Origin of the sequence: Nitratidesulfovibrio oxamicus, from assembly GCF_015731765.1 — a bacterium.
Classification (GTDB): domain Bacteria; phylum Desulfobacterota; class Desulfovibrionia; order Desulfovibrionales; family Desulfovibrionaceae; genus Cupidesulfovibrio; species Cupidesulfovibrio oxamicus.
Genome location: NZ_VRYY01000066.1, coordinates 1 through 25584, shown reverse-complemented (window position 1 = coordinate 25584; position 25584 = coordinate 1). Strand labels below are relative to the sequence as shown.

General features: G+C 66.7%; 22 protein-coding genes. 13 read left to right on the top strand and 9 right to left on the bottom strand.

Translation table 11 applies throughout. The annotated features are described in order from the left end of the window. The 3 genes from FVW20_RS03160 to FVW20_RS03150 form a co-directional block, all read right to left on the bottom strand. On the bottom strand, window positions 1-232 hold a 232-nt coding region (locus tag FVW20_RS03160; RefSeq protein WP_196608266.1), incomplete at its 3' end, for a glycosyltransferase family 2 protein. 331 nt (window positions 233-563) lie between these two features. Beyond that, window positions 564-1499: a PP-loop family protein gene (locus FVW20_RS03155; RefSeq protein ID WP_196608265.1), complete on the bottom strand. Its 936-nt coding sequence runs from the start codon at window positions 1497-1499 to the stop codon at window positions 564-566. Window positions 1500-1759: 260 nt separating this feature from the next. Next, window positions 1760-2011, bottom strand: coding sequence for a ubiquitin family protein (locus tag FVW20_RS03150; RefSeq protein ID WP_196608264.1), 252 nt, complete (start codon window positions 2009-2011; stop codon window positions 1760-1762). 463 nt (window positions 2012-2474) lie between these two features. On the opposite strand from FVW20_RS03150, the gene FVW20_RS03145 reads away from it, so the two are divergent. The 7 genes from FVW20_RS03145 to rfaE2 all read left to right on the top strand — a co-directional run bounded on the left by FVW20_RS03145 (window position 2475) and on the right by rfaE2 (window position 9450). Then, complete coding sequence (locus FVW20_RS03145; RefSeq protein WP_196608263.1) at window positions 2475-2843, top strand: response regulator; 369 nt, start codon at window positions 2475-2477, stop codon at window positions 2841-2843. A 394-nt stretch (window positions 2844-3237) separates the two neighbouring features. Further along, a complete protein-coding gene (locus FVW20_RS03140) occupies window positions 3238-5061 on the top strand; it encodes a sensor histidine kinase (RefSeq protein WP_196608262.1) in 1824 nt (607 codons plus the stop codon). After that, a complete protein-coding gene (locus FVW20_RS03135; RefSeq protein WP_196608261.1) occupies window positions 5061-5516 on the top strand; it encodes a response regulator in 456 nt (151 codons plus the stop codon). The genes FVW20_RS03140 and FVW20_RS03135 overlap by 1 nt, the downstream gene beginning before the upstream one ends. Before the next feature lie 240 nt (window positions 5517-5756). After that, the gene (locus tag FVW20_RS03130; protein ID WP_196608260.1) at window positions 5757-6431 is read left to right on the top strand and encodes a site-2 protease family protein; all 675 of its coding nucleotides are present in this window, start codon (window positions 5757-5759) and stop codon (window positions 6429-6431) included. Between the two features lie 209 nt (window positions 6432-6640). Beyond that, window positions 6641-7630 (top strand): tryptophan--tRNA ligase, encoded by a 990-nt coding sequence (gene trpS, locus FVW20_RS03125; RefSeq protein ID WP_196608259.1) that lies wholly within the window; start codon window positions 6641-6643, stop codon window positions 7628-7630. 307 nt (window positions 7631-7937) lie between these two features. Next, window positions 7938-8759 carry a YkgJ family cysteine cluster protein gene (locus FVW20_RS03120; protein ID WP_196608258.1) on the top strand — a complete coding sequence of 274 codons (822 nt, stop codon included), beginning with the start codon at window positions 7938-7940 and terminating at the stop codon, window positions 8757-8759. A gap of 169 nt (window positions 8760-8928) precedes the next feature. After that, entirely contained in the window at window positions 8929-9450 is a 522-nt protein-coding gene (rfaE2, locus tag FVW20_RS03115) for a D-glycero-beta-D-manno-heptose 1-phosphate adenylyltransferase (RefSeq protein ID WP_196608257.1), read from the top strand. A 172-nt stretch (window positions 9451-9622) separates the two neighbouring features. Here the strand turns inward: rfaE2 and FVW20_RS03110 are convergent, their stop codons facing one another. Together FVW20_RS03110 and FVW20_RS03105 are read right to left on the bottom strand one after the other, a co-directional pair. Then, window positions 9623-12229, bottom strand: a complete 2607-nt coding sequence (locus FVW20_RS03110) for a PEP/pyruvate-binding domain-containing protein (RefSeq protein ID WP_196608256.1) — start codon at window positions 12227-12229, stop codon at window positions 9623-9625. 3 nt (window positions 12230-12232) lie between these two features. After that, window positions 12233-15061, bottom strand: a complete 2829-nt coding sequence (locus FVW20_RS03105) for a sigma 54-interacting transcriptional regulator (protein ID WP_196608255.1) — start codon at window positions 15059-15061, stop codon at window positions 12233-12235. Window positions 15062-15604: 543 nt separating this feature from the next. Between FVW20_RS03105 and FVW20_RS03100 the strand changes: the two genes are divergently transcribed. The 6 genes from FVW20_RS03100 (at window position 15605) to FVW20_RS03075 (ending at window position 19300) form a co-directional block, all read left to right on the top strand. Further along, a complete protein-coding gene (locus tag FVW20_RS03100) occupies window positions 15605-15898 on the top strand; it encodes a DVU0150 family protein (protein ID WP_196608254.1) in 294 nt (97 codons plus the stop codon). A gap of 28 nt (window positions 15899-15926) precedes the next feature. Then, entirely contained in the window at window positions 15927-16979 is a 1053-nt protein-coding gene (locus FVW20_RS03095) for a sulfite exporter TauE/SafE family protein (protein WP_196608253.1), read from the top strand. A 31-nt stretch (window positions 16980-17010) separates the two neighbouring features. After that, on the top strand, window positions 17011-17616 hold the full coding sequence (locus tag FVW20_RS03090; protein ID WP_196608252.1) for a DUF4881 domain-containing protein: 606 nt from the start codon (window positions 17011-17013) through the stop codon (window positions 17614-17616). Window positions 17617-17761: 145 nt separating this feature from the next. Then, complete coding sequence (locus FVW20_RS03085; protein WP_155860552.1) at window positions 17762-17986, top strand: hypothetical protein; 225 nt, start codon at window positions 17762-17764, stop codon at window positions 17984-17986. Continuing rightward, window positions 17983-18819, top strand: coding sequence for a hypothetical protein (locus tag FVW20_RS03080; RefSeq protein WP_196608251.1), 837 nt, complete (start codon window positions 17983-17985; stop codon window positions 18817-18819). Before FVW20_RS03085 ends, FVW20_RS03080 begins: the two co-directional genes overlap by 4 nt. 70 nt (window positions 18820-18889) lie before the next feature. Further along, window positions 18890-19300, top strand: coding sequence for a response regulator (locus FVW20_RS03075; protein ID WP_196608250.1), 411 nt, complete (start codon window positions 18890-18892; stop codon window positions 19298-19300). A gap of 361 nt (window positions 19301-19661) precedes the next feature. Here the strand turns inward: FVW20_RS03075 and FVW20_RS03070 are convergent, their stop codons facing one another. The 4 genes from FVW20_RS03070 to FVW20_RS03055 all read right to left on the bottom strand — a co-directional run. Then, window positions 19662-20594: an SAM-dependent methyltransferase gene (locus tag FVW20_RS03070; protein WP_196608249.1), complete on the bottom strand. Its 933-nt coding sequence runs from the start codon at window positions 20592-20594 to the stop codon at window positions 19662-19664. A 117-nt stretch (window positions 20595-20711) separates the two neighbouring features. Further along, window positions 20712-21800, bottom strand: a complete 1089-nt coding sequence (locus tag FVW20_RS03065) for an HD domain-containing phosphohydrolase (RefSeq protein WP_196608248.1) — start codon at window positions 21798-21800, stop codon at window positions 20712-20714. After that, entirely contained in the window at window positions 21797-22303 is a 507-nt protein-coding gene (locus tag FVW20_RS03060) for a response regulator (RefSeq protein ID WP_196608247.1), read from the bottom strand. The genes FVW20_RS03065 and FVW20_RS03060 overlap by 4 nt, the downstream gene beginning before the upstream one ends. Next, the coding region (locus tag FVW20_RS03055; protein WP_196608246.1) for a PAS domain S-box protein at window positions 22300-25584 on the bottom strand (3285 nt) is incomplete at its 5' end. The genes FVW20_RS03060 and FVW20_RS03055, both read right to left, overlap by 4 nt.

Here is a 25584-nt window from a genome sequence, read left to right as displayed (position 1 = left end):
TCAGCGCGGCCACGATGCCGCCGTGGGCGATCCGCGCCGGGCGGATGCGGGCGTCCTGCGCGGCGAATGCGGCGAGGATGTCGGGGGTGGCGTCGGTGGAGCCGTCGTCCACGGCCAGCACCTCGAAGTCCGCGCCGGTTTGCGCCAGCAGGCTTTCCAGCGTGGCGGACAGGGTGGCGGCGGCGTTCCAGACGGGCAGCACGACGCTGACGGCGGGGCAGGGCTTGGTCATGGCGGCGCGGGTTGGGGTGGAAATATTCGGAAGGGGGAGTTGCCGGGGGAAGGAGCACTTTGCGCGTTGCGGTCGCCAGCCGTAAGATTCGCTCGTTGCGCTCAGCTAACGGCTGCCGATCTCCGCGCGAAAACCCCGCGCCGCCTTGCCCGGCCCCAGCAACTCGCAATTCCTTGCATCCTGTCCCCACCAGCCCCCGCGACGGAAAGGCCGTCGCGGGAATAAGGAAGGAAGGCAATCGGCAGGAGGGCGCGGGGGGGCGTGGATTTCAGGAGTGATAGCATGAAAAGTGGGGAAGGAGGCAGGTGCTCCTTCCCCGTTGCCCTTATCGCTATTTCGCCTCTTCGGCCCCGTCCGCCCCGACGGGCTTGTCGCGCAGGGCATCGCGGATGCGGCACACACCGCACACCTCGTTGGAGGTGGGGTAGCCGCAGCGGGTGCAGCCGCTCAGGTCCACGCCGTCCTCGTTGTCGGCACGGGCGAACACGGGGCGGCCCCGTTCAAGGAAGCCCTGATAGAAGTCCAGCTTGCGACCGGGCATTTCTTCCTCAAGGTCGGTCCACAGCTTCTTGTAGAAGGTGAAGCTGGCCCCGCCGGAGTAAGGGCAGGGGGCGTAGTGGTGTTCGATGCCCATGAGGAAGGCGTAGTTGGCGGTCTCGAATTCCGAAAGCCTCCACAGGGGCTTCACCTTGCGGGCAAAGCCGCCGTCGGCGGCAAGGTCCGGGCCTTGGTCGCTCAGGTAGGCCACGTCCCAACGCAGGGTGTTGCTGAACAGCCGGGCGATCTCGTCGTCCAGATTGTGGCCGGTGGCCAGCACGGTGAACTTTTCGTCCAGCGCGGTCTTGTTGAAGAAATAGCGCTTGATCTTGCCGCAGGCCGAACACACAGGCCGGTTCAACCGGGCCTTCACGTCGGGAATGGCCAGCCCTTCGGCTCCCATTTCCTTCACGATCAGGTTCAGGCCGTGCTTTTCGCAGAAGCGTTCCACCACTCCGCGCGCGGCGGGCGAGGAACCGGGAATGGCAAGGTCGATGTGCAGGCCGGTGACGTCGTAGCCCAGCCGCGAAAGTTCCAGCATCAGGCTCAGCGAATCCTTGCCGCCGGAAAGGGCGACCAGGATGCGGTCGTCATGGGTGAACAGCTTGCGTTCCTTGATGCCGCGCTCTACCTGCCGGGTGAAGAACAGCAGGAAGCAATCGGCGCAGAAGCCGGTATGATGGCTGGGCAGGGAGACGACTGCGGTCTCCTTGCAGCGTTTGCATTTCATGGTGTGTGATCCTTTCGGGTTGCGGTGCATGCGGTGCCCGTTCTGAAGGGCGCCGGCCACAGCTGGCAGCGACGAGTTTTTGCCCTCTGGCGGACCGACCCGAAGGGCGCGTGGCGTGGCCGTTGGGCGAGCTTGCGAGGCCTACGGACATCGAGAGCAACGCGTCAGACTTCATTTTTTGTTCCGGTCACGTACAAGAAGAGTACGTTCCCTGCACAAAAAATCGTCTTCCTTGCCAGAGCACAAAATCACGTCACGTGTTATCCACTTGAAGTGACAATGCGGATCAGCAATTCATCATCCGGCAGCACTTCGCGGTCGGGGGTCAGCAGGCCGCCGTCGCGCACCACGATGGCCGTGGTGGGGCGGATGCCCAGTTTGCGCAGCACCTGCAGCACGGTCTTCTCGCGCGGCATGGTCAGCAGTTGCTCCTTGGGTTGCAGACGCACCGTGATGGTGCGCGGAGCGAACGTGCGACGTTCGCCGGGGATGGTTTCCGGGGTGTGTTCCATGATCCCGTCTTTGGTGAGGGTTCGGGGGAGGGGCGCGACCGCAACGTTTTCCACGGCGGCGCCCGGGCCGCGTACCGGAAGCGCACCATACCCGTTTGTGTCCTGATGACAAGGTGCGGCGGGGCGGGCTCCTGCGGCGGGGCCGGGTACGGGGCTGGTGCGCGACTCGGTCGGCCGGGCCGCGAGCCCCATCAGCCTTTCAGGGTGAAGATGCCATGCCGTCGGGGCGGGTTGCTTGTCTTCACCGCGTGCCTGTACTATCCTTGGCGAAGGTCCGGGGACAGCCTGCCGCCCGCGTGCGGGGGCGTGCTTCCCGCGCGGCCCCCTGTGCCCCGTGTCCCTGTGAGTCCGTGTGCCCGCGCGCGGGTGCGCCTGTGTGCACGGACGCAACGAGGGGCGGGCGCGGCACCCCGCAGCCCTCCCCCGTCATCCCCCCAGCGTCCCGAGCCTTCGGAGGTGAACCATGTCGGCCAAGAAGATTCTTGTCGTGGACGATGAAAAGCACATCCGCATGCTGTACCAGGAAGAACTGGAGAGCGAAGGCTATGCCGTGGCCGTGTCCGACGGGCGCGAACCCATCCTCGACGTGGTGGCCCGCGAAAAGCCCCTGGTGGTGGTGCTGGACATCAAGTTGGGGTCGGACCTTTCGGGGCTGGACCTGCTGCAGGAAATCCGCCGGGGCGAACCCGCCCTGCCGGTCATTCTTTCCACCGCCTACGATTCCTTCCAGCACGACCTGAAGTCGGTGGTGGCGGACTACTATGTGGTCAAGTCCGTGGACCTCACGGAACTGAAGGCCAAGGTGGCGCTGGCCATCGCAAAGCGAACGTAGCGCCCTGCTTCTCCTTCCCTTTCTCCTTTTCGCCAGCACCAGTCGGTGGCGGCGCATCCGCCCCGCATTCTTCGCGCAAATGGCATGCCCCTTGCTTTTACCCTGTGGGGCGGGTCTCGGCTTGCGCGATATTGCGCAATAGCCGCGCCGTGCAGCCGTCACGCGGATTGCGTGCCGCGTGCGCCTGCCCGCGCTGCCCGGCGCGGCCCGCCCTGTTTTTTTTCTGCCCTGCGGGGCGGTTTGCGGGTGTGCAGGGGGGCGGTCTGCCCGGCAGGCGGGTGGTTCGCGCTCGCCGTCTGCGCGATTGCAGATTGCGCAGCCGTGGCTGCCCGGCCCGGCGGCATCATTCCAGTGCCGCAGTCGTACCCGCCCAGCGCCAGCCACAGAGGTGCCCATGCCGGATTCCCTGTTCCCCGTCGGCCGCCGCGTTGCGCTGAACCGGCTCATCTACATGGGCATCCTGGTGGCGTCGGTGCTGCCGCTGGTGCTGATCCTGGGGGTCATGAACCTGCACCTCGGGGTGTCCTTCCGCGAGATGGTCTTCGGACAGGCGCGCGAAATAGCCGACCGGCACAGCCAGAAGATCGACGATTTTTTGCATGAACGTCTTGCCAGCGTGCAGATGCTGGTGGAGGCACAGGGCGCGGGGCTGCTGGAACCCGCAAACCTGAACCGCAAGCTGGAAGCCATGCGCAGCGCCTATGGCGGCGTGTACGTGGACCTCGGCATGGTGGACGATACCGGCATCCAGAGGGTCTACGCCGGTCCTCATCGCCTTGAAGGCACAGATTATTCGCGCGAAAACTGGTTTTTGCAGGCTGGCGCGCGCGATGTGTTCATCAGCGACGTGTTCATGGGGGTGCGCAAGTCGCCCCATTTCATCGTGGCCGTAAAGCTGATGGTGAACGGCAGGGCGTGGATCCTGCGTTCCACCATCGATTTCGCCAGCTTCGTCTCGCTGGTGGAGGACGTCCGCGTGGGGTCCACGGGCCAGGCCTGCATCATCAACCGGGACGGGGCGTTCCAGACGTCCGGCGGTCGTCATTCGGCGGGCGACGGCGCGCAACTGGCGGAATTCGCCCGCAGGGTGTTCGGCGGCGGCATCGCGGGCATGGACCAGGACCGCGCCTTCGAGGAAGGCGACATGGTCTACGCCATGTCGCGCCTGAAGGGCGGCGACTGGATACTGGTGTTCCAGCAGTCCTCGCGCGAGGCGCTGCAAGGGCTGCACGCGGCCCAGCGCACCCTGTTCCTTGTGCTGGGGCTGGCCTCCATAGCGGTGCTGGTGCTGGGCATGTTCCTGGCCCAGCGCATCATCGAGCGCATCGACGGGCTGGAACGCGAAATGGCCGCCCTCAATGCCCAGGTGGTGGAGGCGGGCAAGTTGTCGGCCCTGGGCGAGATGGCGGCGGGCATCGCCCACGAGATCAACAACCCCGTGGCCATCATGATGGAGGAGGCGGGCTGGATAGAGGACGTGCTGGGCGAGTTGCAGGAGCAGGACGCCGTGCGCGAGATAGGCGACAGCGCACGCCAGATCCGCACCCAGGGTGTGCGCTGCCGCGACATCACCCACAAATTGCTCAGCTTCGCCCGCCGTTCCGACCGCGAGGTGCACGACGTGGACATCAACGCCATGGTCGCCGAGATGGTGGAGCTTTCCGGCCAGAAGGCCCGCACCGTCAGCGTCCACGTGGTGGTGGCCATGGCGGAGGGGCTGCCGCCGGTGGCCGCCTCGCCTTCCGAGTTGCAGCAGGTGTTCCTGAACCTGTTCAACAACGCCTTCGACGCCATGGAAGGCTCCGGCGGCACCCTGAAGGTGGCCACCCTGATGAGCGACACCGGCATGGTGGCCGTGAACGTGGCCGACACCGGCCCCGGCATGCCGGAGGCCATCCTGCAACGCATCTACGATCCGTTTTTCACCACCAAGCCGGTGGGCAAGGGCACGGGCCTTGGCCTGTCCATCTGCTACGGCATCATCCACAAGATGGGCGGCGAGATAAAGGTGAGCAGCATCGTGGGGGTGGGCACCACCTTTCAGGTGCTGCTGCCGCCGTTCGACCCTGCCGTACACGCGGCGCCTGCCCCGCAGGGGGGCGTGTTTCTGGCTGGCGGGGGACGCCTGACCTCTGCCTGCCCGGCGCCGAGTCCGCCACGCGGAACGCCTGCAGCCCCCGGCACGACGCCCCCCGGCGGGGGCAGCAAGGATACCTGATGAGCGAGACCCCCCCCAACACCTCTTCGCCGGGTTCGCCTTCCGATGCGGAAGCCGGCTCCGGGCCCGGCAGTGCCGCGGCCCCCATCCGGCTGCTGCTGGTGGACGACGAGGCGGGCTTCATCCGGGTGATGCAGAAGCGTCTGTCCCGGCGCGGCTACGTGGTGGACACGGCGGGCAGCGGCACCGATGCCCTGCGCACCCTGCGCGGCGCCGCCTATGATGCGGCGGTGTTCGACCTGAAGATGGACGACATGGACGGCTTCGAACTGCTGCGCGTGGTGCGGCGCATGGCCCCGGAAATGGCCGTGATCATGCTGACCGGCCACGGCGGCGCGGAGGAAGCCCGAGAGGGCATGCGCCTTGGCGCGGCAGGGTACCTGCTGAAGCCGTGCGAGATGGAGGAACTGGTCTGCGCCATAGAGCGGGCCTTGGGGCGGGGCGCGCCAGGGTAGCCCCGCGCGACCGGACCCCGGCATGCCCCGGCATCTGCCTGCCGCATCCATCCAGAGTGCGCGGCCTGCGTATCGGATTCGCAGCCGGGGCTGCCGCCTCCGGTTCCGATTGCAGCGACTGTCGTGAACGCCGCCACCGCCGCAACGGGCGCAACGGGCGCAATGGGCGCAATGGGCGCAAGGCCCGCGAAACCGCAGGCCCCTTGCCCTGCCCCCGCCTTCGTGGTAGCCGCTGGGGTCATGCTCGAAACCGATATTGCCGCCAAGGTCAAGTTGTTGGCCGCCGCCTTCGTGCCCATGCTGCTCGGCATGGTCTGCCACGAGGTGGCGCACGGCTGGGCCGCGTGGAAGCGCGGCGACCCCACCGCCAAGATGCTGGGCAGGCTGACCCTGAATCCCCTGCCGCATCTGGACGTGATGGGCTCGCTGCTGTTCGTCTTCACTGCCCTTACCAGTCCCTTCATTCTCGGCTGGGCCAAGCCCGTGCCCGTGAATCCCCGGTATTTCAAGTCCATCCGGCGCGACATGGCGCTGGTGTCCGTGGCCGGTCCGCTGACCAACATGCTGGTGGCCCTGGGGTTCGCCCTGTGCCTGCGCCTGCTTACACTCGCCTTGCCCGTGGAACTGTGGGGCGGCAACGGGGTATACGATTTTTTCCTGTACATGTTCTTCATCGGGATCAAGGTGAACTTCATGCTGGCATGGTTCAACCTGATTCCCATTCCGCCGCTGGACGGCGGCAGCATTCTCGCTGGCGTCCTGCCGCGCTCCATCAGCTGGCACTACCAGAAGATGGAACGCTACGGGCTGCTCCTGCTGGTGGTGTTGCTGGCGACCGGGATGCTGTTTCCCGTGTTGTCTCCGTTGGTGCAGTATTCACAGGCGTTCGTGCTGTGGCTGGTGGGATTGGACTAACGCTTCCCGTTGTCCCGCGCCGCAGTGCCTGAATCCGCAGGCCCGCAGCCCCGGACGGCTCGCGTGGCCGCATCGTCCGCTTCTGCTCGCCGTCCTGCCGTGGCCCACGCATGGCCGGGCGGCGTTGTGCCGAGCCCGCGCGGATCCTTCGCGCCGCCCGTGCATCGCATATTTCGACATCCCATTCCCTCCCGGAGGATCGACAGATCATGACCACCCCTGACAAACGCACCGTTTCCGGCATGCGCCCCACCGGGCCGCTGCACCTTGGCCACTACTTCGGCGTGCTGAAGAACTGGGTCGAGATGCAGCATGAAATGGAGGCGTTCTTCTTCGTGGCCGACTGGCACGCCCTGACCAGCGACTACGCCGATCCTTCGCGCATCCGCGAGTTCGTGCCCGAACTGGTCACCGACTGGGTTGCCGCGGGCCTCGATCCGGAAAAGTGCGTGATGTTCCAGCAGTCGCACATCAAGGAGCATGCGGAACTGCACCTCATACTGTCCATGATCACCCCGGTGAGCTGGCTGGAACGCAACCCCACCTACAAGGAACAGAAGCAGGAAGTGGTCAACAAGGACCTCGGCAACTACGGGTTTCTCGGTTACCCGGTGCTGATGGCCTCCGACATCCTGATCTACCACCCCAAGTGGGTGCCCGTGGGCCAGGACCAACTGCCCCACCTGGAACTGACCCGCGAAATCGCGCGCCGCTTCAACTTCCTGTACGGCGACTATTTCCCCGAGCCGGAAGCGCGCCTGACCCCGGCGGCCAAGTGTCCCGGCCTTGATGGCCGCAAGATGTCCAAGAGCTACGGCAACGCCATCTACCTGCGCGACACCATGGAGGAAATCGCCCCCAAGGTGCGCGGCATGTTCACCGACACCAACCGCCTGCGCAAGAGCGACCCCGGCAACCCCGACGTGTGCAACCTGTTCCCGTACCACGAGCTGATGGCCAGCCCGGAACAGCAGGCCGAAATCCGCCAGGGCTGCACCTCTGCCTCGCTGGGCTGCGTGGACTGCAAGAAGATCTTCCTCGAAAACCTGGGCGCCTTCCTGGGCCCCCTGCACGAGCGCCGCGCCGCCCTGCTGGCCAACCCCAAGGGCATTCAGGACATCCTGGAGGCCGGGGACGCCCGCGCCCGCGCCGAGGCGTCGAGGATCATGGGCGGAGTGCGCGACCGACTCAACTTCTAGCCTACCCGAGGGCGACGCACGCCGCTGCAAGGCGGGGCGCGTCGCCCGGTGCCGCGTTGCGCGGGCAAACGCCTTCCTTGACGTAGCGCTGCTACGCCTGCGTCGGCGTTTACCCGTGCGCCTTGCCCCGAACGATGCGTCCGCCTTTCGCATGGCGTGCGACACCCTCGGGCAGGCCGTGCGGAGAGGGCTTGCTCGCTTCGAGTGGGCAGACTCTAGAATTGTTTGATGGTGAGGGTAGCCAGGTACCCTTTGGCTTTTTTGACGACCGCGCCGGACATCCGACGCACTGCCAAGCGAGGCGACGATGACCGGCGAGACGAACAAGTGTAGCGGATGCGGCCCGACTGGTGCGGAAGTCGCGCAGGGCGACGAGACCCAGGCCTTTCTGGAAAGCCTGCCGGAACTGCACGCGGGCCAGACGTTTCAATTCGCCTGCCATCCCGGCGTGCGCTGCTTCAACGCCTGCTGTTCCGACCTGAACATGCCGCTCACGCCGTACGACGTGCTGCGGCTGCGCCGCAATCTGGGCATGGGCAGCGAGGAGTTCATCAACACTCATGCCCGCGTGGGCCAGTATCCGGACACCGGCTTTCCGGCCCTGTTCCTGCGCATGAGCGACCACCCGCTGAAGCTGTGCCCGTTCGTCAGCGATGCCGGGTGCACCGTGTATCCCGACCGTTCCGGAGCCTGCCGCACCTATCCGCTGGGCCGGGCTACCAAGGAAGACGAGGCGGGCAACGTGGTGGAGCAGTTCTTCGTGGTGCGCGAGGAGCACTGCAGGGGCTTCGACGAATCCGGCCAGTGGTCCAGCGCCACCTGGCTGGCCGATCAGGGGCTGGAGCCGTACAATGTCTCCAACGACCGCTACATGCGCCTCATGGCGCGTTGCAAGCGACAGGGTGCGGCCATCAGCCCCAAGCAGGCCACCATGGTGTTGCTGGCGTGCTATCAGCTGGACCGCTTTGCCGATTTCATCCGGGGCGTGGCGCTGTTCGACCGGCTGGACATCGACGCGGCCCGCCAGCGGCAGGTGCTGGACGACGAGGAAGCCCGCCTGGACTTTGCCTACGACTGGGCGGAACTGGTGCTGTTCGGCGATTGCGCGGCCCTGCGCATGAAGGGGTAACGGGGCGGTAGGCCCATTCCGCCACGGGGCGCATCCTGTGTGGTTCCGCCCTGAGCGGTACGCCGCTTCGTGGTGCTGCCCGGCTTCCGTTCCCGTTCAGCGTGCGACCACTGCCCAATTTCCGTCCGGCGCATGCCCACCGCGTGCCGGGCAGCCTCTGGAGTCATCAATGAAAGCATCACACCCCGACCTGAGCCATCCCGCCGTTGTGGACCGCGCCGCGCTGCCCGGCCTGCTGGCGTCCCGCCGCGCCGCCGGGCAGCGGGTGGTGTTCACCAACGGCTGCTACGACATCCTGCACCCCGGCCACGTGGACCTGCTGGCTCGCGCCCGCGCCGAGGGCGATCTGCTGGTGCTGGGGCTGAACTCCGACGCCTCGGTGCGCCGGCAAGGCAAGGGTGCAGACCGTCCGGTGAATCCCTTTGCGGTGCGGGCCTACGTGCTGGCGCATCTGGCCAGCGTGGACTACGTGGTGGAGTTCGACGAGGACACCCCCCACGCGCTCATCGCGGAAGTTCAGCCCGATGTGCTGGTGAAGGGCGGCGACTGGTCCGTGGACCGCATCGTGGGCCGCGACATCGTGCAGGCCCGGGGCGGGCGGGTGCTCAGCCTGCCCTTGCTGCCCGGATTTTCCACCACCGGGCTTGTCGAACGCATTCGGGCCGGACTGTCCACGGGCGAAAAGGAATAGCCAACATATTTTTGTGGGTGTACACCGAAGGTGTTTGCGCATTCTGGTTTGTGCATGCACATGAAAGCCCCCGGTATTCCATTGGAATGCCGGGGGTTTTGTTTTTCGCGCAAGCCAGTTGCGCAGGTGCTGTCGCGCGGCGCGGATCTTGCGTGATTGTTTTGCGTCTGCCCTAGTGGTAGCGCCCCTGCAGGAAATTGTCCGCGAAGCGCTGCACCGCCGCCTCGTCCACCATCAGCATGTCCAACTGGCGGGTAACGATGAGCAGCCGCCCCAGCTTCACCAGCCGCTCGGCGATCTGCGGCGCCGCGAACTTCTGGTAGCGGGCCGTGACCATGTCGCCTCGCACCTCGACGTGGAATCCGATGGATTCCAGAATGATGCCGATGCAGCGCACCCGGCGGTTCTTGCGCGTTTCGTCCGCCGCCCCGCCCTTGAACTGGAAGGTGATGTAGTTCTTGTTCATGGTCTGGCCGCAGTAGGCGTCCAGTACCCCGTAATGGTACCCCACGCGTGAACTGAAATTCAGGTACTTGTCGGAGATCAGCGCATAGCTGCGGTCGCCGAAGCGTTGCCCGTGCATGGTGGGCGGCTCGATCATGTGGCGGCTCATGACGGACAGGAAGCCGCTGACATCCACCGGGCGCGGCCCGCTCTGGTGCACGTCCGGGTCCAGCATGCCGTCCAGCAGGGCCCTGAACGGGGCTGACGTGACCTGCTCCGGCCACACGTAGGGGCCGTCAACCTCGGCCAGGCCCCCGCCCAGGTCGATGACGTGCAGGTCCAGCGGCACCCGGGCCTTCATTTCCACGGCCACCGCCCCGGCAACGGAGACGGTGTCCGACAGTTGGAACATGTGGGCATAGGACAGTTCGTGCACGAAGCGCATCACGTCGTGGATGGTCCGGCACGCGGCGGGGGTGAAATCGTTGGCCTTGGGGTCGTGCAGGTTGAGGGGCGAGATCAGCGCGGCCACCTGCTTGAGCAGGTTGTGGATGGGCGTGTCGCGCAGGCACACGGCGCGTTCCTCGCGCAGGGGCAGCAGTTCCTCCACCCGGCCCTGGTAGACCCGGCAGGAAAAGGCATCCACGGTCACCTGCGTGCCCACGGGCAGCGCGGCCATGGCTCCGGGCGCGTTGACGATGGTGGGCACGCCGAATTCCCGCGCCAGCGAGGCCATGTGCCCGGTAATGCTGCCCGCCTCGGCCACGATGGCCTGGGCGCGCTGCATGACCAGCACGTAGGAGGGCGAGGAGTGCGTGGCCACCAGTATGCCGCCCTCCGGAAACAGGGCCAGTTCCTCGGCGTTGGCGGGCTGCACCACCGGACCGCAGCCCACGCCGGGGCAGGCGGGTTCGCCGCCGTGCAGCAGTACCGGGTAGCCTTTGATGAGCGGGGTGGTGCGCGCTTCGCCGCGCGGGGTGGTGGTCAGCGGGCGGGCCTGAAGCAGCAGCAACCGTCCGGCAGGGTCAAGCGCCCATTCCACGTCCTGCGGCACGCCATAGTGCGACTCCACCCGCATGCCGATTCGGGCCAGTTCGTCGGCCTGGGCGTCGGTCAGGCAGGGGGTGTCGCGCTGTGGTGCGGGCACGTCTTCCTCGCGCAGGCGTCCATCGTCGCCGGGTGCAAGGCGATGCGCCTTGCAGGCCACGTTGCGCGATAGCGGGCGTGGGGCATCCTCGCGGCTGAACAGCCAGGTATCCGGTTCCATTTCACCGTCCACAACGGCTGCGCCCAGTCCCCATGCGGCGTTGATGACCATGGAGTCGGACAGCAGGTCCACCGGGTGGCGGGTGAACAGCACGCCGGCGGCCACGGAATCGACCATTTCCATGCAGGCCACGGCCATGGCGCTGGCGTCCAGGGTGATGCCCTGATGCAGGCGGTACACGATGGCCTGGGGCATGAACAGACTGGACACCACCCGCTTCCACGCAGCCACCACGCCGTCGCGGCTCACGTTGAGCACCGAAAGATACTGCCCTGCGAAGGACACGTGGCTGTCCTCGCTGAGTGCGCTGGAGCGCACGGCCAGGCGCAGCGCGGCGCCATCCACCCCGGTATCGGCATCGGTCCCGAAAGCCTCGTCGCAGGCGGCGTGCAGGGCGTCCACCACGTCCGGCGGCACGGTGGCGGCGGCGAACAGGGCCTGGATGTCGTCGGCCACGTCCAGCACGCTTTCCGGGTCCTGGGGATCCACATCGCGCAATCTTTTGCGTATTTCGCCCATCAGCCCGTCATGCTCCATGAAGGCGTAGTAGGCGCGGGTGGTTATGGCAAAGCCGCGTGGCACGGGCACCCCCACGCGCGAGGTCAGTTCGCCGAGATTGGCGCACTTGCCTCCAACCCAATCCACCATGTCGCCGTTGATGGCGGCAAAGGGCAGGGCGTAGGCCTCCACCGTGGCCTGGGGGCGGCTTTCCAGCAGTTCGGTGATGTCCGCGTTGATGCGCTCCACCACGCCGGGCAGGGAGGAGTAGGCGTCGCCAGAGATGGCATTGAGCGCGGTGGCCATGCGCATGGCGTGGAACACGGCCCGCGTGGCCTGAGAGCGCAGCCAGGTGGCCCCGAACAGGGTACACCCCGCCATCTTCTCGTCCATGTCCGCAAGAATGCGCGCAAGCTCGGCGTTGGAGTCCAGCAGGTCCTTGAAGTGGGCGTAGCGGGCGCGGAACACCCGCATGACCCGCTCGCGGGATTCAGCGTCCACGGTGCGCCTGTGGCCGAACAGCCAGCGCAGGCGTTCCAGCAGTGATACGGGCGGCGGCGCGGCCAGCATGGGTTACCTCCGTGACGGTGTCGGCGCGCCGCCATCCGTCAGCACGTAGCGGGTGGCGGGACCCTTGCCCACCTTGCGGATGAAGCCCTTGCGCACCATGTCCTGCAGGTCGTACTGCGCGGTGCGCACGGGTATCTCGTTGCCGACGATGTCCTGGTACTGTGTGCGGGTGATGCCGCCGTTGCGGCTGATGAATTCCCATGCGGCGCGTTGGCGCGGGTTCAGCGTGGAAAGCGGTTGCGTGGTTGCGCCGTCCTGGCCGTTGCGGGTGGGGCGTCCGCCGCCGGGGGTGCTGCCCGCGCGGTCACCCCTTGCCCGCGCACCGTGCATGGCGGCGTCCGACCAGTCCTGCCCGCCGTTGCCGGATCCGGTGGCCACGATGCGCCCGCTGACCGGGTCGTACATGGTACCCCCCGTCTGCGCGGACATGGGCGCGCCAACGGATGCCCCGGGCATGCCTTGCGGTGTCTGGGCGCCGTACGGGACGGCATAGGCGGCACCGTCGCCGGGGTAAGGGGCGACGGGCTGGCCGTGCCCCTGGGGCATGGCGCCCTGCGGGTAGGGGGGCTGGCCTGCATGGGCCGGGACCGGACTTGGCGGCAGCAGGGCCCCGTGCGACAGGGTGGGGTCCAGTTCCGCGCCAAAGCGCAGGTCCTCGGCGTACAGGGTGTCACCTTCGGCAAAGGCCACGGCGCGGGTGATGCAGTTCTTCACTTCGCGCACGTTGCCCGGCCAGCCGTAGGCCAGCAATTTTTCCAGCGCCCCGCGCGAAAGGCCCATGGCCGGGCGCTTAAGGGTTTGCGCGGCCTGCTTCAGGAAGTAGTCGGCCAGGGCGGGGATGTCCTCGCGCCGGTCGCGCAGGGGCGGGGTATTGATGGTGATCACCGCCAGCCGGTAGTACAGGTCTTCGCGGAAGGTGCCCTGGCGGGCGCATTCCTTCAGGTCCACGTTGGTGGCGGCGATGATGCGCGCGTCGAAGGGCAGTTCGTCGTCGCTGCCCAGGGGGCGGATGCGCCGCACCGACAGGGCGCGCAACAGGGCCTGCTGCACCTTGGGCGAGGCGTTGCCGATTTCGTCCAGGTGCAGCGTGCCGCCGTCTGCGGCCACGAAGGCGCCCTTGCGCTCGCCCCGCGCCTCGGAGAACGCCCCCTTCACGTGCCCGAACAGGGCATCCAGCAGCAGGTTTTCGTCCAGGGCCCCGCAGTTGATGGAGATGAACGGCCCGCCCGCGCGGTCGCTGGTCATGTGGATGGCCTCGGCGGCCAGTTCCTTGCCGGTTCCCGTCTCGCCGATGATCAGTACGTCGGCCTCGACGCCTGCGGCCTTGCGGATCATGCCACGCAGGCTGCGCACCGATTCGCTGGTGCCCACGATGCCGGGCATGGTGTCCTGGGGCGAAAGCTGGCTTTGCGGCTGCTGTTGCGCGATTTCCGTGTCCAGGCATACCCGCTGCCGCCGCCGGGTGGACTGGATGTGTTCTTCGCGCAGGCGCAATTCTTCATTGCGCGCCTGCAGGGCGGCCAGCATCTCGTTGGTGATCTGGAGCAGGGCTGCGGCCTCGGGGTGAACCCGGCCCATATCTATGGGGGCAAGGTCGCCCGATTCCAGTTTGCCGCTGGTTTCTTCGGCAATGCGGTGCAGCGGCCCGGCGATGCCGCGCCCCAGCATGCCCAGGATGAACGCCGCCGCCGCGCTGGCGCACAGTCCGAACACGAACAGCGCCCCGTACAGCTTGTAGGACGCGGCCATGGCCAGGAAGCTGGTGTCGGTGTAGGCGATGCCGCCCACCACCACGGTGCTGGCGCCGGGGCCTTCGCTGAAGGTGACCGGCGCGTAGCTTATGTAGAAGGCGCGGTTCATGGGCGAGGGGTCTTCCAGCATGGTGCCCAGGCGGCTCTGGCCCGAATTGCCGGACTGCACCTCCGTCACCATGCCCCAGTACCGTTCCTGCTCCGGGTTGGGACGGAAGGCCGCCTCGAAGCCGGAGCGTCCGAAGTCGCCGCGCATGCCGGAGCGCACCGTGTCGGTGGACAGGTCCAGGTTGGGATGTTCCGGCGATTCCGACTGGAACAGTATCCAGCCGTGCGCGTCGAAGAAGAAGCTTCGGTGCTTCTCCGTTTCTTCCGGAAAGATGTACAGCGGAGAGCGGCGCGATGCGTACACCGACAACACGTTGCGCAGGGCCAGCATGTCCACCGACAAGGTGAGCAGGCCGGTCTGGTTGCCCGCGGCGTCCAGCACGGGCGTGGTCAGCCGCAGCACGTGCATGGACAGCCCCTGCACCGTGCCCGCCGTGGGCACCGAGGGGTAGACGACCTCCGTGGGGGCGGAAATGCGCACGAAGCCGGGCTTGGGTTCCTGCGTGTTCTGGCGTGTCAGCGGGCCGAACCGCGTGGCCAGCGCCTGCTCCAGCGGCACCATCCACACGTCGCGACCGGTGTTCAGCAACACCATGCGGTTGTCCGGCGTGGAACCCTGGTAGGCGATTTCGCGATACAGGGTGCCCATGGTCTCGGCGCGGGTGCGCAGGTGGTGGGCCAGCGAGGCCGGCGAAATGTCGGTACGGGCAAGGTACAGCAGTTCGCGCCGGGCCTGCTGGAGCACCTGCTCCATCTCGTGGGCCTGGGACAGGGTGGCCAGCAGTGAACTGCGCCCCAGCGCATCGTGCAGGAAGTTCTGGGAGATGCGGTGGGATATGGCCCCGCTGATGATCAGCAACAGCATGAATGCGGGCAACGCCGCGAAGAGCAGCCGTTTGGCGATGCTCCATTCCGAAAAATTGCCTTCCAGGCGGAACAGCGTGCCGAACAGCGGCGGCCTGTAATAACGCATGCCTTCTCCCTGTCGTGAGTGCGGGGCGATGACCGCCCGTATCGGGACCGGGACGCCGGGCGGATCGTCGTTCATGGCGCCGGGGCGGGGGCGCATCCGGCGACGCAGGTCCATTTCGGGCAGCCGCATCGGTGCAGGCCCACTGCATGCGCCAGGGGTGAACGTCCCTGCTTGCGGGATGTTTCCCCGTGTTTCGCAACGGGAGGCACGAGGCGAAACGGCTGGCGAATGTGGGGCGCACTTTGCCATGCGGCAGTTGAGAAATTATGTACAAGGCTTTGCGCGATCGTGCAAGCGCAACTTGCGCGAAATGGAATTATACATTTAAATTCAGCATGTTAAAATGTATGGCACGCGGCTTGCTTTCCTCGGGTCGCGCGGCATCAACCGCGCAATGGACAGGACCAAAACCGCACTCCAAGGGGGGGTGCGGGTGGACACAAAGGCGGGCTCCGACGCCGGACGGGATCGCAAGACGCGAGGACGGGCCGGAGGCGGGAGCCGAAAAGGGCGGCAGGGCTGCCCGCAACCTGGAGGATGCACATGAGAAGGATCAAGACGCTGTTCATGTCGCTGCTGACGTTCGTGCTGGCCATTCCCGGCCTGGCGCTGGCCGCTGGCGGTGGTGGCGCACCCGTGGTCATCGTGGCCGACACCCGCAAACTGGACGGCGTGATGGCCTGGTGGGCCAACCTGTACAACGAGAGTCATGTCCAGTTCACCACGCTTACCATCATCCTGATCCCGCTGGTGGGCGTGATCTTCGGCGTGCTTGCCGACATCGTGATGAACTGGATCGGCATCGACCTGAAGTCCCGCGAACTGGCCGAGCACTAGGCCGCGCCCGCACCAAAGGAGAACAACGATGGAATGGCTCTATATCCTCATGCCCATCGCGGGCGTTAAGATCTTCTGGCCCGGCCTGATCATTCTCGGCGTGGGCGTCGGCATCATCGGCGGCTTCTTCGGCATGGGCGGGGCGTGGATGGTTACCCCCGGCCTGAACATCCTCGGCTTCCCCATGGCCTTCGCCATCGGGACGGACATCGCCCACATGGCGGGCAAGTCGCTCATCTCCACCATGCGCCACGGCAAGTTCGGCAACGTGGACTACAAGCTGGGGATGATCATGCTGGTGGGCACCGTCGTGGGCTTCGAAGTGGGCGCACAGATGGTCATGTGGCTCGAGCGCATGGGCAACGTCGAAAAGGTCGTGCGCTGGATCTACATCGGCCTGCTGACCCTGATCGCGTGGATGGTCTTCCATGACGTGGCCAAGCGCCGCGAAAAGGAACGCCAGGCTGCCGCGCGCGGTGAAACGCTGGCCGCGGGCACCACGGGCGTCGAATGGCACAAGACCCTGCACAAGATCAAGATTCCCCCCATGGTGCACCTGAAGGAAGCCGGCATCTACTGCTCCGCGTGGCTGCCCATCTTCGTCAGCTTCGCCACCGGCTGGCTGGCGGGCATCCTGGGCATCGGCGGCGGTCTCATCCGCATGCCCGCCCTCATCTACCTCATCGGCTGCCCGACCCACGTGGCCGTCGGCACCGACCTGTTCGAAGTCATGATCTCCGGCCTGTACGGCGCCGCCACTTACACCTACAAGGGCCGCACCGAACTCGTGGCCGCCATGATCATGCTGGTGGGCGCCTCGGTGGGCGCGCAGGTGGGCGCGGTGGCGACCAAGTACATCAAGGGTTACGGCATCCGCATCGCCTTCGGCCTGGCCGTTGTCGGCTGCGCGCTTTCGATCATGATGAAGCTCGTGCAGCCCTGGCTGCCCCAGTTCAAGAGCGTGCTGGATACCGGCGCCACCATACTGGTGCTGGGCCTGGTGTCCTGCATGTCGCTGTACATCTTCATCCGCATGGTTCAGGGCGTGAAGATGGAACTGGCCCGCAAGAAGGCCGCCTAGCCGCGCCGCGCACGAGAGAAGGAGAAAACATATGAGACGCTTTCTGCTGATGCTGCTCGTGGTGGCGCTGCCCCTCGGCCTCGTGGGCTGCGGTGAATACGGCAAGGTGGACCAGGGCCGGGTGATCGCATACGACAAGAACGCGAAAACCGTCACCCTGATCCAGGACAAGGCCATGGAGCCGCTGAACCCTGACTATTCCATCCTGCCCCCGCACACCTACAAGCTGCCCGCGGATCCCGCCGAAATGGGTCCGGAGCCCAAGGCTGGCCAGCGCATGAAGCTGGACACCAAGGCCAACGTCATCCGCATCTTCAACACCAAGACCCAGGCGTTCGAAGACATCGCGTTCAAGATGGTGGACCTGCAGGAGAACATCGACCGCAACCATCCGCTGGTGTACGACAAGGCCACGGAAACCGCGAAGAAGTTCCCCATGGTGGACCGCGACAAGAAGACCGTGACCATCTACTCCGGTCGCCAGAAGATGCTGTGCACCATCTCGCTGCCTGACGAATACTTCGCCCTGCCCGATTCCACCTGGGACGCCGGCGACGAAGTGCGCGTGTACTACAAGGCCGAGGGCGTGTCCCTGCGCTTCATGAACATCTCCAGAACCGACATCTTCAAGAAGTAGCCAACGGCGGCGGGGCCGGACACGGTCCCGCCGCTTCCCCCCCTTCCGCCCCGCCATCACCGCGCACTGTCCTGTACGGATGACGCGATGGCGGGTCGGAACGGGCGGAAGAAGCCCGGCTGACATCAAGACAAGGAGCGACACCGTGGAAGACCAGATGGATTACGCAACCACCGTGGCCCACAAGTTGCTGGTGCTGACCATGAACCTGCTGGCCATCGCGGCGGTGTGCGCGGGCATGTACCGTGCCTCGTTCGTGCCGGACGAATTCACCCCGGTATTCTTCAAGACGTTCTTCGCGGTGCTGGTGCCTTCGCTGGTGCTGGGCTGGTGCGCCAAACGCTGGCTGCGCGCCCGGGGCCAGGCGTGACCAGGTCGGTGCACCTGGCGCGCCTGCACCGGCGTTCCGGAAAGGTGGCGCTGCTGCTGCTGCTGGTCTGCGCGCTCAGTCTGGTGGACGGGCTGGCGGGCAGGATGCAGCAAGGCTTCAACCGCACCGACGCGCTGCCCGGCGGCGAATACCCGGTAAGCGGGCCGCTGCCGCCGCAGACCGAAACCATAGAGGACATGGTCATCGAGGGCGGCACGGACGACAGGCAGGTGCGCCTTGTGCCCTACGAAATCTATTCCGGCTACTGGCTGGGCGGAAAGATGTGGCGCGGCGCCATCAAGGTGGGGACCAGCCCCGCCTCGGGCGAATACGTCATTCGCGTGCACGACAAGTACGGCGAAAAGCAGAACCCCACGCTGATCTTTGCGGTGGTGGTGTGGCCCGACGAGGCCACCATGAAGGCCAATGCGCCGGAACGGCTTACCCGCTGGTTCGGCATCGACCCCTTCGGCCTGTCCGCGCTGGTGCTGCCCTTCGCCTTTTTGGCGGGGCTGGGCAACTTCATGCTGGGCCGGGCCTGGAGCCGGGTGCTGCTGTCCGAGCGCAGTGCCGAAATCTACAAGCTGCTGCCCGCGCCCGACGGCGGCGGCAAGGACGTCACCTTCGGCCTGGGCGTGCAGCACGGGGCCAGCCCCGGCATGCGTTGCAGCATTCGCCGTCCCGACGGCACCCCGGTGGGTGAGGCGCGGGTGGTGGAATGCACCGCGCGCGACTGCGTGGCCCGCGTGCCGCACGATCTGAACGTGCAGCCCGGCGACGTGGTGACCCTGCCAGGCACCGGGGCCCAGCCTGCGGAAACGCGCAGCGCATAGGGCCGGACGCGGAGCTTGCCGGGTTGCCGGTGCTGGCGGAATTTTTGGGCCGAGGCCCGGGGGAGGGAACATGGACTGCCCGGAACTGCTGAAAAGCTGCCGCATCCTGCTGGTGGACGACGAGGACGGCTTTCGCGACGCGCTGTTGCGCCGCATGCGCAAGCGCGGCGTGACCATGGACGGTGTGGCCAGCGGCCAGGCCGCGCTGGAATGGCTGGCCCGGCAGGCCGTGGACGTGGTGATCCTGGACATTCAACTGGGCGACATGGATGGCCGCGACGTGCTGCGCGAAATCCGCAAGGCCGGAGGTGAAGACCCGGCGGTGATCATCCTGAGCGGGCACGCCTACACGGACATCGCCCTGGACGCCATGCGCGCCGGGGCCAGCGATTACCTGCTCAAGCCGTGCCCGGTGGAGGAACTGCTGGAGCGCATCGAGACCGCGTTCGAGCAGGTGCTTGAGCGCCGCGCAGCACAATAGCGACAGCGCGGCTGCAGGCGCCGGACCGGTTGCGAGTGATTTTCGCCGGGTACTCCCGGCACGGCGTGCACCCGCCGCAAGTGTCCCACGACAGCATACGCCCATACCCCCCCCGCAGCCCGGGGCGGAACCTTAGCAGCAGACGGTTCCGCCCCGGACTCATTTGCGGTGGGCGGCATGACGCAATGGCCCCCTCGCAACGGGCGGAAGCCGCTTGGCCATGCGGCGTGTGCGGGGCGGACGGGGAAAAGGGGCGGGGCGGAAGAATGGTGCCTGGCGGCAGGCGGAAGAGGCGCGCGGTGCGCCCCTGCGACGCCTTGCAGGCAAATCGGGGCGGCGGGTGCGGCAGTCGGCTTGGGCTTCAGTCGCGCAGCAGCACCCAGGTCAGCTCGTGCTTGTTGTGGGCGAGGTGCAGCAGGCGCGACCCAGGCACCGCCGCGAAGGCGCGCGCCGTGGCATGATCCGTCTCGGACTGGAACTTCAGGGTGCACACGAAGTTGCGACACTGCCCCAGTTCCAGCCAGCGGCCCACGGTGGCCAGCAGCCTGTCCGGGTAGCAGATCACGTCCGAGAACAGCCAGTCCACGGCCCCGGCGTGGCGCGGGTCCAGGCCAAAGGCGCTGCCGGTGCAGAAGTTCACGTTGGGGTGCGCGGCGATGTGCGGGGCGATGTCCGCCTTGTCCACGCTGAACACGCGCGCCCCCAGTTCCGCCAGCACCCAGGTCCACCCGCCGGGGCAACTGCCGAGGTCCAGGCACAGTTCGCCGGGGGCGGGCCGCCTGCCGATGAGCGTGAACAGCTCCCACAGCTTCAGGTAGGCGCGGGTGGGCGGCACGGTGCGGTTTTCCTCGAAGCGCGGTTCGCCGTCTGGGAAGGGGCTGGTGCAGCGGGCGGATGCCAGCACCAGGTCCGGCTCCCACAGGGTCCAGGAACCCAGCGGGGCGGTGGGCGGGGCATCGCCAAACGCCACGGGCCGGGCGGCCACGCGTGGCAGTTGTTCCTGAATCAGCGCGGCCCGGCGGTGGTGGCCGGTGGCGTGCAGGTGCCAGTTGCGCTGGATGCCCTTCAGCTTGCGGGCCGCATCGCCGATGGAGGCCACGGGGATGGTCACGGGTTCCAGCCAGACGTTCTGCGCCCATGCCGCAGGGCGGGGCGGGCCGTCGGCCACCACCAGCCGCCCGCGCACGTCCAGCACGCGCGCACCGTGCAGGTCCTCGAGTTCGTGGACGAGATCGGCGGTGAACCCGGCGGCGGCGATGTAGACGGTGTGGTCGTCAAGGTGGGGGGCGATCATGCTCGTGTATCCGAAGAGTCCGAGGAAAAGGGGCGGATGCCCGGCGCAGGGCACGTACGGCGGTGTGGGCGTGCCTGTAGCGCGGCATGGCATGAATGGCAAGCCGCGTTGCGGGTGTCAGCCTGCCCACCGCTCGCGGATGCCCTCGATGGCGTCAAGATTGTCCTGGAAGGCCCGTACCACGTCCGGATCGAATTGCGTGCCGGAACCCGCCAAGATGGTGTCGCGGCATTCCTCGCGCGTGAAGCAACTCTTGTAGGGGCGTTCGCTGCGCAGGGCGTCGTACACGTCCACCAACGCCACGATGCGTGCCTCCAGGGGGACGTCGTCGCCCCTTAGCCCGAAAGGGTAGCCCGTGCCATCCCACCGTTCATGGTGCAGCAAGGCCAGCATGCGGGCCAGGGCCAGGAAGGGGTTGCCGTCATCCCCGCGTGGCAGCATGTACGAAGCGCACGAGGCCCGCGCCTCGTCCCTGTCCAGCGGGCCCAGCAGTTCGCACCCGAAGGCGCAGTGGCGGCGCATCAGATCCCATTCGCCTGCGTCCAGTGCGCCGGGTTTCAAAAGGATTTTGTCCGGGATGCCTATCTTGCCCACGTCGTGCAGCGGCGCGCACTGGCGCAGCATGTCGCAACGGTCTTGCGGCAGGCCCAGGGCCCGGCCCAGCAGCGCGCTGATTTCGCCCACCCGGATGACGTGCATGCCGGTCTCGTTGTCCTTGTATTCTGCGGCCCGGCTCAGCCGCTGGATGATCTGGCGGCGGGTGCGCTCGATTTCGGCGGTGCGCTCGCCCACCATGCATTCCAGACGTTGCTGGTAGGCGCGATTCTCGCGCAGCAGGCGGGCGCGTTCCAGCACCTTGTCCAGGGTCAGTTGCAGGATGCCGAAATCGTACAGGGGCTTGGTGATGAAATCCCATGCCCCTGCGCGCATGGCCCGGATGGCGTCCTCCACCAGGCCCACGCCGGACAGCACGATGGTGGGCAGGTCGGGGGCCAGTTCCCGCGCCCGGGCAAGGAAGGCGTAGCCGTCCATGACCGGCATGTTCAGGTCCACGATGGCCGCTTCGACGTGCGGCAGGTTGGCCCCCAGCACTTCCAGTCCCTGGCGACCGTTGGCGGCTTCCAGCGGTTCGTAGTCCATGTCCTCGAGGAAGGCGCACAACGAGCGCCGCAATCTTTCCTCGTCGTCGATGACCAGCACGCTCATCGCGGATTCCTCAGGTCTGCCGGGGCATCCGCAGGGCGTGCGTCCCCCTCGGTTTTCGTGTCTTCCGTGGCCCTGGGGGGCGTGTCGTGTACGCCGTGCCTGCCCAGTACATGGCGAATGCGTTCCGCCAGGCGTGCGGCGTCGTGGGGTTTCACGAACACGTCTTCCCGCCCCACCCCGACGGCGCGCAGGGCCTGTCCGGGGTTCATGTCCACCGAGCCGGTGTGCACCAGAAAATGGCGGCACATAGCGCGGCCTGCCGCTTCCAGGATGAATTGCTCGCCGTTCATTCCGGGCAGGCGCATGTCCACCACGCACAGGTCAGCGTGCCGGGCCGCCAGTGCCTCCAATGCTTCCTCGCCGGAAGCGGCGGCGCGCACGGAGAAGGCGTCGAAGTCTTCGAAATAGGCCATGAGCAGGCGGCGGATGGGCTCCTCGTCGTCCACGATCAGCAGGTCGATGGGCGGTTGGTGGGCGGACGTGTCGCAGAGGGGAGACGTCATGCCGAGGCCTCCTGCGGAACGGTGGCGGGTGCATCCGCGGGAAGTTCGATGATGAAGCGGGTACCCCTGCCCGGCCCCGACTCCACTTCCATCTGCCCGCCGTGCCCCTTGGTGACGATGAAGTACGAGACCGACAGGCCAAGGCCCGTGCCCACACCCGGCGCCTTGGTGGTGAAGAACGGCTCGAAGGCCCGGCGCTGCACCTCGGGCGGCATGCCGGGACCGTTGTCCGTGATGACCACGCGCACCCCCCCTGCCGTGGCGGTGACCTCCATGTCGATGCGCGGTGACTCCACGGGCGGGTCGGCCGTGGCCATGGCCTGGGCCGCATTGCGCAAAAGGTTGATGACCACCTGCTCGATTTCTGTTTCCGTGCAGTTGATGGTGGGCAGATCGTCCTCCATGCGCAGTGATACGTCTATATTTCTGAAATCATAACTTTTTTTCAGGTCGTAGTCGTTTTGGGCCAGGGCCAGGGCCCGGTGCAGCACGCCGGGCAGGTCGCAGACCTTGCGCTTGGATTCGCTGCGGCGGCTGAATTCCAGCATGTGGCGCACGATGGCCGAGGCGCGCAGGGCGGCGGCCTGGATGTCGCCCAGGAACACGTCCAGCTTGCGCTCGCGCATGTAGCGGGACAGCAGTTCCATATCCAGGCCCATGCTCCGCGCCACGTCCACGTTCTTGGCGAAGTCGGGCCTGGTGCGCTGCGCCAGGTTCTGCGCCGCCTGCAGCACGATGCCGAGGGGGTTGTTGATCTCGTGCGCGATGCCCGCCGCTATGCCCCCCAGCGAGACCATTTTTTCCGTCTGGATGATCACTTCCTGCATTTTCTTGACCTGCGTGATGTCGCGCAGCACGGCCATGACGTGATCCTCGCCGTCGATGCGCAGCAGCGCGCACGACAGCAGGCAGTTCATTGGCATGCCATCCTTGTGCCGGGCGGGGAATTCATGGTTGCGCAATTCTCCATCGCGCCGCAGCCGCTGGTAGGCTTCTCGCAACGAGGTGCCGGGGGGCATGATGGGCAATTCGCTGGCAGGGGCGGCCAGCACCTCCTCCCGCGTGAAGCCGAACATGCGGATGAACGCCTGGTTCACGTCCCGCACGGTGTCGCCGGTCAACCGGGCCACCACGATGGCGTCGGGGCTGAGCTGGAAGAGTTGGAAGAACCGTTGCTCCGACTGGCGCAGCTGTTCTTCGGCCAGTTTCCGTTCGCTGACGTCTTCTATGGAGCCATCGAGAAAGCCGGGCCTGCCGTCCGCGTCGAGTTGGAGCGAGGCGTTGACGATGGCGTGGAAAGGGGCGCCGTCGCGGCGCAGCAACTGGCATTCCATGCGCACACCCGAGGGGTTTGCCTGCAGCATGTCCAGCAGGCGGCGGCGTTGTGCCGGGTGGGGGTGTACAGGCAGGGACACGTGCAGGCGCAGCATTTCCTCGCGATCCGCATAGCCCAGCATGCGCGCCAGCGCGGGGTTGGCATCCAGGAACCCGCCGTCGTACCGGCTGCGGAAGATGCCGAGGGGTGCGTTGCTGAAGATGGCGCGGTACTTTTCCTCGCTGGCTTTCAGGGCTTCTTCGGCCGTTTTTTTCTCCGTCACGTCCACGGTGATGGACAGGATGGCCTCTTCTCCGTCGAAGGTCACGGGCACGGCGGAGAAGATGATGTGCCTGTACGATCCGTCCGCGCGCCTTGCCGCGTTCTCCACGTTGTGCAGGCCGCCCTGGGTGCGCACCGCGTGGCGGAAGGCTTCGGCCTTTTCGGGGGACATGCCGGAGAAGTGCAAGGGGTCGCCGCGCAGCACCTCGTCCCTGTCCATGCCCTGCGAGACCAGAAAGGCCCGGTTCACGTCGAGGTAGGTCCCGTCGGACATGCGGTTGATGACGATGGCATACGGCGCGTTCTCGAAGATGGTGCGGAAACGCCGCTCGCTTTCCAGCGCGGCCTCGCGGTGTTGCTTCAGGTTGTGGATGTCGATGTTCAGGCCGATGACGCGCGTGGGGAGCCCCGCGTCGTCCCAGGCCACGGCCTGGCCCTTGCCCAGTACCCAGCGCCATTCCCCGTCGGCATGGCGCATGCGGAATTCCGAGTCGTAGCTGCCACGGCCTCCGGCTTTCATGTATTCATCAAGTATTCTGGATGTGTGTAATGTATCGTCCGGGTGCATCAGGCTGAACCAGCCCGTATAGGTGCGGGGGAGGGAGTCGGGCTCCCGTCCCAGCATGGTGTACCATTCCGGGCTGTAGTAGGTGGCGCCGGTTTGCGGTTCGTAGTCCCAGATGCCCGCGTTGGTGGCCGCCAGCACCAGGGCCAGCCGGGTGGACTGTTCCTCGGCCTTGCGGCGCGCATGGTCGAGGGCGTCCACCTTTTCGCGCAGTCTGCGCCGCAACACCCAGGTGACCAGGACAAGCCAGGCCACCGTCACCACGGCTCCCACGGCGGCCACGCGCAGCATGCGGCGCTGGTCCGGGGTGAGCACGCCCCTGGTGTCCAGCCGTACCCAGTGGGCCTTGGCACGCTCCAGTTCGTCCGGAGGGATGGCGGCAAAGGCCTTGAGCACCGCGCTGCACAGCAGGGGGTACTTTTTGCTGATGCCGAGGCTGAGCGGGTAGTCGAGGTCGGTGGTGCCGACCACCTGCAGGTTGGGCAGCTGTTCCCTGTCGATGTAGTGGGCCGCCACGGCCAGGTTTTCCACCATGGCGTCCACAACGCCGAAGGATACGTCGCGCAGGCCGGTCTGCACGTTGGGCACCGTCACCACCTCTATGCGACCGTCCAGCGAGTGCTTGCGGACGTACGCTTCGGTGACGTAGCCCTTCACCACGGCCACGCGGCGTCCCACGAAGTCGGAAAGCTGGCGGCCTGCGCCTTGCCCGCGACGGGCGATGATGGCGGTGTGAATGTCCGCGTACGGCGGCGTGAACTGCGCATAGAGCTCCCGCTCGGAGGTGCGCACTATGACGGAGACCAGGGCGATGTTCCCGCTTTCCAGCGCAGCGAGTTGGGTGGGCCAGTCCGGGGCCGGTGCCTTGGCGAAACGGGCTCCCAACTGTTGCTCGACCAGGGCCACCACGTCGGCTGCCAGACCCTGGAAGGAGCCTTCCGGACCAAGCATCTCGTAGGGCGGAAAATTCTTGTCGAAGTACAGGGTGAGCTTGTCGGGGTTGTCGGCAAGCCAGGCCTGCTCTGCCTCGGTCAGCGCGGCCCGTGCCCCGGCGGGGTCGGGGCGCAGCAGGCACAGCGCCATGGCCGCCAGCAGCACCACCACGCAGTGCGCGGCAGG

Bases quoted from the DNA above. Each gene is read 5' to 3' on its own strand.
- rfaE2 (WP_196608257.1), top strand. From the start codon at position 8,929: ATGAAAGCATCACACCCCGACCTGAGCCATCCCGCCGTTGTGGACCGC.
- FVW20_RS03105 (WP_196608255.1), bottom strand. From the start codon at position 15,061: ATGCGTTATTACAGGCCGCCGCTGTTCGGCACGCTGTTCCGCCTGGAA.
- trpS (WP_196608259.1), top strand. From the start codon at position 6,641: ATGACCACCCCTGACAAACGCACCGTTTCCGGCATGCGCCCCACCGGG.
- FVW20_RS03120 (WP_196608258.1), top strand. From the start codon at position 7,938: ATGACCGGCGAGACGAACAAGTGTAGCGGATGCGGCCCGACTGGTGCG.
- FVW20_RS03155 (WP_196608265.1), bottom strand. From the start codon at position 1,499: ATGAAATGCAAACGCTGCAAGGAGACCGCAGTCGTCTCCCTGCCCAGC.
- FVW20_RS03140 (WP_196608262.1), top strand. From the start codon at position 3,238: ATGCCGGATTCCCTGTTCCCCGTCGGCCGCCGCGTTGCGCTGAACCGG.
- FVW20_RS03060 (WP_196608247.1), bottom strand. From the start codon at position 22,303: ATGACGTCTCCCCTCTGCGACACGTCCGCCCACCAACCGCCCATCGAC.
- FVW20_RS03075 (WP_196608250.1), top strand. From the start codon at position 18,890: ATGGACTGCCCGGAACTGCTGAAAAGCTGCCGCATCCTGCTGGTGGAC.
- FVW20_RS03150 (WP_196608264.1), bottom strand. From the start codon at position 2,011: ATGGAACACACCCCGGAAACCATCCCCGGCGAACGTCGCACGTTCGCT.
- FVW20_RS03090 (WP_196608252.1), top strand. From the start codon at position 17,011: ATGAGACGCTTTCTGCTGATGCTGCTCGTGGTGGCGCTGCCCCTCGGC.
- FVW20_RS03095 (WP_196608253.1), top strand. From the start codon at position 15,927: ATGGAATGGCTCTATATCCTCATGCCCATCGCGGGCGTTAAGATCTTC.
- FVW20_RS03130 (WP_196608260.1), top strand. From the start codon at position 5,757: ATGCTCGAAACCGATATTGCCGCCAAGGTCAAGTTGTTGGCCGCCGCC.
- FVW20_RS03110 (WP_196608256.1), bottom strand. From the start codon at position 12,229: ATGCTGGCCGCGCCGCCGCCCGTATCACTGCTGGAACGCCTGCGCTGG.
- FVW20_RS03135 (WP_196608261.1), top strand. From the start codon at position 5,061: ATGAGCGAGACCCCCCCCAACACCTCTTCGCCGGGTTCGCCTTCCGAT.
- FVW20_RS03070 (WP_196608249.1), bottom strand. From the start codon at position 20,594: ATGATCGCCCCCCACCTTGACGACCACACCGTCTACATCGCCGCCGCC.
- FVW20_RS03145 (WP_196608263.1), top strand. From the start codon at position 2,475: ATGTCGGCCAAGAAGATTCTTGTCGTGGACGATGAAAAGCACATCCGC.
- FVW20_RS03100 (WP_196608254.1), top strand. From the start codon at position 15,605: ATGAGAAGGATCAAGACGCTGTTCATGTCGCTGCTGACGTTCGTGCTG.
- FVW20_RS03065 (WP_196608248.1), bottom strand. From the start codon at position 21,800: ATGAGCGTGCTGGTCATCGACGACGAGGAAAGATTGCGGCGCTCGTTG.